The following is a 5,550-nucleotide window of genomic DNA, read 5'->3' as shown; positions in this document are numbered from 1 at the left end:
AGCTCCACATCGGCCACACCTACTGCACCGTGGCCACCGACACCCTGGCCCGCTATCACCGCCTGATCGGCGAGGACGTCATGTTCCTCACCGGCACCGACGAGCACGGCCAGAAGATCGGCGACATCGCCGAAGCCGCCGGGGTCACCCCCCAGGAGTTCGTGGACCGCATCGTCGAGGGCCCCCGGGGCATCAAGGACCTGTGGAAGCTGATGAACATCTCCAACGACCGCTTCATCCGCACCACCGACGATTACCACGTCGAGTCCGTGCAGAAGATCTTCAAGAAGCTGCACGACAACGGCGACATCTATAAGGGCACCTATAAGGGCAAGTACTGCAAGCCCTGCGAGTCCTTCTGGACCGAGAACCAGCTCGTCGACGGCAAGTGCCCCGACTGCGGCCGGGAGGTCCAGGACGCGGAGGAGGAAGCCTACTTCTTCCGCCTGAGCAAGTACGCCGACAAGATCCGCCACCTGCTGGAGGACACCGACTTCCTGGAGCCCCGCTCCCGCGTCCACGAGATGGTCCGCAACTTCATCGACCCCGGCCTGGAGGATCTGTGCGTCTCCCGGACCAGCTTCTCCTGGGGCGTGCCCGTGGACTTCGACCCCGGCCATGTGGTCTATGTCTGGGTGGACGCCCTCTCCAACTATATCACCGCCCTGGGCTACTGCAACAGCCGCTACGAGGATTACGACAAGGGCTGGTGGCCCGGCGTGAACATCGTGGGCAAGGAGATCGTCCGCTTCCACTCCATCATCTGGCCCGCCATGCTCATGAGCCTGGGCGAGCCGGTGCCCAAGAAGTGCTTCGGCCACGGCTGGCTGCTGCTGGACGGCGGCAAGATGTCCAAGTCCAAGGGCAACGTCGTCGACCCCTACATCCTCGCCGAGCAGTTCGGCGTGGACGCCCTGCGGTTCTTCCTCATGCGGACCTTCCCCTTCGGATCCGACGGCAACTTCTCCAACGAGCTCTTGATCCAGACCATCAACACGGACCTGGCCAACGACCTGGGCAACCTGGTCTCCCGCACCACCGCCATGGTGGGCAAATACTTCGGCGGCAGGCTCCCCGCCGGCTGCCGCTCCTGGGCGGAGCCCGTCCCCTTCGACGCGGAGCTGGAGTCCCTGGCCGCGGGCCTCCGGGGGCACTACGCCGCCGCCATGGACGCCTTCGCCCCCCACAACGCCCTGGCCGAGATCTTCAAGGTCATCCAGCGGGCCAACAAGTATATCGACGAGAACGCCCCCTGGACCCTGGCGAAGGACATGGAGGCCAATGGCCCCCGCCTTGCCCACGTCCTCTACGACCTGCTGGAGTCCGCACGGATCTGCGGCATCCTGCTGACCCCCTTCATGCCCGAGAGCATGGACAAGCTCTTCGCCCAGATCGGCGCGGACGCCTCCTGCCAGACCTGGGAGTCCGCCGCCGCATGGGGCTCCCTGTCCGAGACCGCCGCCGTCGCCAAGGGCGAGAACCTGTTCCCCCGGGTGGACATGGACAAGGCCCTGGAGGCGCTGGAGGCCGCCGTACAGGCCGCCAAGCAGACCGATCCCGGCGTGGAGCTGGAGCCCCAGCTGGAGGAGAAGGTGGACTTCGACACCTTCTGCAGGAGCGACTTCCGCGTCGTGAAGGTGAAAGCCTGCGAGGCGGTGAAAAAGAGCGAGAAGCTTCTGAAGTTCCTCCTGGACGACGGCACCGGCGTGGACCGGCAGATCCTCTCCGGCGTCCACAAGTGGTATGAGCCGGAGGACCTGGTGGGCAAGACGCTGGTCGCCATCGTGAACCTGCCGCCCCGGAAGATGATGGGCCACGAGAGCAACGGCATGCTGATCTCCGCCGTCCACAAGGAGAAGGGCGAGGAGGCCCTGCACCTCATCATGGTGGACGACGCCATCCCCGCCGGAGCGAAGCTGTGCTGAACGTATAAACCTCCCATATAAAGGAAATACTGCCTCCATACTCTAAAAAGTAGGGAGGCAGTATTTCCATGTCCAAAAACCTGAAAGAGAGCGAGACCCTGAAAAACCTCATGCGCGCCTTCGCCGGCGAGAGCCAGGCCCGCAACCGCTACACCTTCGCCGCCGGCCTGTGCCAGAAGCAGCAGCTCCACGTCCTGGAGGCCGTCTTCACCTTCACCGCCAACCAGGAGAAGGAGCACGCCGAGATCTTCTACGACCACATGAAGGAGGTCGCCGGGGAGACCGTCCACATCGACGGCGGCTATCCCGTGGATCTGACCAACGACGTGGCGAAGCTCCTCCGCATGGCCCAGCACAACGAGTTCGAGGAGTTCGACCCCGTCTACCCCAGCTTCGCCGACACCGCCCGGAAGGAGGGCTTCCCCCAGGTCGCCTCCTCCTTCGAGCAGATCGCCAAGATCGAGCGGGCCCACGGCAGCCGCTTCGGCGCGTTCGCGGACCTGCTGGAGGCCGGGAAGCTCTTCGTCTCCGACGCCAAGTGCGGCTGGCTGTGCCTGAACTGCGGCCACATCCAGGAGGGGCTCCAGGCCCCCAAGTCCTGCCCCGTCTGTTCCCACGACCAGGGCTTCTTCATCCGCCTGGAGATGGCCCCCTACGGCGGGGACGTCCTGAAGGGCTAAGCCCCGGCAGCCCCCTCCTCCGGCCCGGCCCAGGCATAGTCGTACGGGCCGAACACCGTCTGCTCCTCCCGCAGGCCGTTCACCGCCGCCGCCAGGGCCGCGGCGAACGTCTCCCCGGACAAGGTCTCGTCGTCCGGGCGCACGATGACCGCCATGGCGTCCGGGGCCTCTCCGGACGCCGGCACGGCGGACAGCAGCCGCCTGGGGGCCTCCTCCAGCACGGCCAGCTCCGCCTCCGGCAGGAAGGCCAGATCCACGCCGCCCTCGCTGACGGCCTGGACCGCGGCCGCGGGGGAAGATCCCACGCTGACCGTCACGGTCCCCGCCTCCACCCCCTGGTCCGCCAGGGCCGCCTTGAGCAGCTCCGGCAGCTCCCGGGCGGCCCGGGCCAGGTCCTGGGCGGAGACGCCGTCCCGGCGGAGCTCCACCGCCAGGGACTCCAGTTCGATGGGGCCCTCCGTCTCCGGCGGGGCGGGCTCCTCCGCCGGGGCCGGGACGCAGGCGGACAAGATCAGCAGGGACAGGGCACAGAACCAAGACAGATACCGTTTCATGAAAACTCCTTCTTCGGTCCGGCGAAAAAACGCCGGTTTTTTTATGGACAAGCCGCCTGGTTTTTGGTATATTAGTATGAACGGCAGGGTCGGCCTTTAGTTTACCACATCCCCGCCCGCCGCGCAAGGGCGCTCCCACGCTCCGGGGGCCCCGCTGTCACTACATAAAACAGGAGGATCACCATGGAAGAAGAAGGCATCGTCTCCATCTGGCTCGGCAATTTTGAGGACAAAGAAGCTCTGGCGGCCTATGCGGAGGCTCGTTTCCAGAAAGACGAGGACGGCAACACGGTCCCGTCCTTCACGCAGGACTTTTTCAACGGCGATCTCTGGCCCTTCGAACCGGACGTGTTCGACTACGAGATGACGACCGCCTCCCAGGACCCGGCCACCGTGGCGGAGCCCCTGGGCGAGGCCCTGGCCGCTTCCCTGGCGGAGCTGTACTCCAAGGGCTTCGACCAGTCCTACAACGCGATCATCGCGGTCTACGACTATCAGTTCGAGGGGAGCCGTTACGTCCCCGGCGCGCCGGTGCGCTTCATCGCCTCCCTCTCCTACCTGGACCGCTGAACCCGCCCCGTCCCCCAGACCGTCCCAGGCGTCCGCGCCGGGGGCGGTCCTTTTTTTGAAAAGATCCCCCTCCGATCGAAAGTATCCGCCCCTCCCGATCGTATCCATTATGAGCGCGCTCCAAAGGAGTTGATACCATGGACCCGAACCAGCAGGCGGAACGGCTGGTGAACGCCTATGCCGACGCGATCCTCCGCCTCAGCTACGCCTATCTGAAAAACACCCAGGACGCCCAGGACATCTGCCAGACGGTCTTCGTCAAGCTCCTCACGGAGCCCCGGCAGTTCGAGAGCGCCGCGCACGAGCGGGCCTACGTCCTCCGCATGGCCTCCAACGCCTGCAAGGACCTGCTGAAAAGCCCCTGGCGCAGGCGGACCTGCGGCCTGGAGACGGTGCTGGAGGTCCCCGCCCCGGAGACGGGGGACGGCTCCGTCCTGGCGGCGGTGGACGAGCTGCCCGCCCATTACCGGACCGCGATCTACCTCTTCTACTACGAGGGCTATCCGGCATCGGAGATCGGCAAGATCTTAGGCGTGCCCACCGCCACCGTACACACCCGCCTGGCACGGGGCCGGGCGAAGCTCAGGGATATCTTAGGAGGTATGGACTATGAGCGATCTGTCTGATTACAAGAAGGAGATGAGCGCATTGCGTTTTACCGATGAGCAGAAGGAGGCCCTGGCCAAGGGCGCCGCCTCCGCCGCCCGGGGCCGGACGGCGAAGCGCCGCCGGCCGGTGTTCCGCGCGGCCCTGACCGCCGCGGCCATGGCGGCGGTGCTGGCGGTGGGATCCAGCGCGGCGGGGATCCTCCCCGCGCCGGCGGACGTCTTCGCCCCTCTCTTCGGCGGGGCCGTGGCCCAGACGGAGGTCATCGACAAGATCGGCCATCCCATCGGGGCCAGTGACAGCGACAACGGGATCACCATCACGGCGGACGCCATCATGGGAGACGAGTACAACGCCGTCATCGTCTACACCCTCCGCCGGGACGACGGGGAGCGCTTTTTGCCGGAGGGGGGGACGCTGGAGAGCACCGGGCTGATGATGGGCGGCTTCGGCGGGGCCAGCTGGGCCCGGGGCGGGGCCTACGGCAGCTCCTGGTTCGTGGACCAGGACCCGGAGGACGACCAGATCCAGATGGTGGAGGCCGTCAGCTCCGATGTGCCCCTGACCAAGGGGACCGCCCACGCGGAGTTCGAGGACCTGCGCTATTGGGAGGCGGAGTCGGACCGGGACGAGATCCTCTATCCCGGCAAGTGGCGTCTCCGTTTCGAGGTGGACTACGAGGACTGCTCCGTCCGTCTGGGCGGCGGCGAGACCTTCTCTCAGGACGGCATCACCTTCACGATCGACGAGGTGACCGTCTCCCCCATCGCCGTCCGGGCCGCTTACACGGCGGACGAGGCGGTGGTCTGGGACGACGCCCCCAGCGGACAGCAGAGCCCCGAAGGCAGACGGCAGTCCGGCAGGTTCATGGAGGACGTCGAGATCCTCCTGACCAAGACCGACGGCACGGTGATCGACCTGAGCGGCTCCGGCGGCGGCATCACGCCGGACTATGACGCCGACGTCTCCCGCTGCACCAAGGGCCGCGTCCTGGATGAGATCGTCCCCCTGGAGGACATGGCAGGCATCTCCGTGGGCGGCGTGGTCTACGGCATCCCCCATGACTAAGACGCAAACAAGGGCCGGGACGCTTCAGCGTCCCGGCCCTCAGCTTGGCGAAAAAGTCTTTTCGCCAAGCTGAGCAAGTTTTCCGAACTTTTAAAAAGTTCGGAAAACTTCTTGATCTAAATCGCGCAGGAAACCCTTCCTGGGTTT

6 protein-coding genes are annotated in these 5,550 nt (G+C 65.9%); 5 read left to right on the top strand and 1 reads right to left on the bottom strand.

What is annotated here, in order from left to right:
- Nucleotides 1-1,925, top strand: a 1,925-nt coding sequence (gene metG / locus QZ332_RS12950) for a methionine--tRNA ligase (RefSeq protein WP_295766178.1), incomplete at its 5' end; no start/stop codon positions are given.
- Between the two features lie 68 nt (nucleotides 1,926-1,993).
- Nucleotides 1,994-2,605 (top strand): rubrerythrin, encoded by a 612-nt coding sequence (gene rbr / locus QZ332_RS12945; protein WP_295766176.1) that lies wholly within the window; start codon nucleotides 1,994-1,996, stop codon nucleotides 2,603-2,605.
- On the opposite strand, the gene QZ332_RS12940 is transcribed toward rbr, so the two are convergent.
- Nucleotides 2,602-3,159, bottom strand: coding sequence for a PhnD/SsuA/transferrin family substrate-binding protein (locus QZ332_RS12940; protein ID WP_295766174.1), 558 nt, complete (start codon nucleotides 3,157-3,159; stop codon nucleotides 2,602-2,604). The two genes, rbr and QZ332_RS12940, sit on opposite strands and share 4 nt — an antisense overlap.
- Nucleotides 3,160-3,342: 183 nt before the next feature.
- Here QZ332_RS12940 and QZ332_RS12935 point away from each other — a divergent pair, with 183 nt between their 5' ends.
- From QZ332_RS12935 to QZ332_RS12925, 3 genes are all read left to right on the top strand, one after another.
- On the top strand, nucleotides 3,343-3,729 hold the full coding sequence (locus tag QZ332_RS12935) for an immunity 22 family protein (RefSeq protein ID WP_295766172.1): 387 nt from the start codon (nucleotides 3,343-3,345) through the stop codon (nucleotides 3,727-3,729).
- Nucleotides 3,730-3,866: 137 nt separating this feature from the next.
- Nucleotides 3,867-4,355 carry an RNA polymerase sigma factor gene (locus QZ332_RS12930; RefSeq protein ID WP_295766170.1) on the top strand — a complete coding sequence of 163 codons (489 nt, stop codon included), beginning with the start codon at nucleotides 3,867-3,869 and terminating at the stop codon, nucleotides 4,353-4,355.
- Nucleotides 4,339-5,403, top strand: coding sequence for a DUF4179 domain-containing protein (locus QZ332_RS12925; RefSeq protein WP_295766168.1), 1,065 nt, complete (start codon nucleotides 4,339-4,341; stop codon nucleotides 5,401-5,403). The genes QZ332_RS12930 and QZ332_RS12925 overlap by 17 nt, the downstream gene beginning before the upstream one ends.
- Nucleotides 5,404-5,550: the final 147 nt, after the last annotated feature.

Source organism: uncultured Oscillibacter sp., from assembly GCF_910584465.1.
GTDB lineage: Bacteria > Bacillota > Clostridia > Oscillospirales > Oscillospiraceae > Oscillibacter.
Note: the sequence above shows the minus strand (reverse complement) of the source record. Positions and strands in the feature narration are given on the sequence as shown.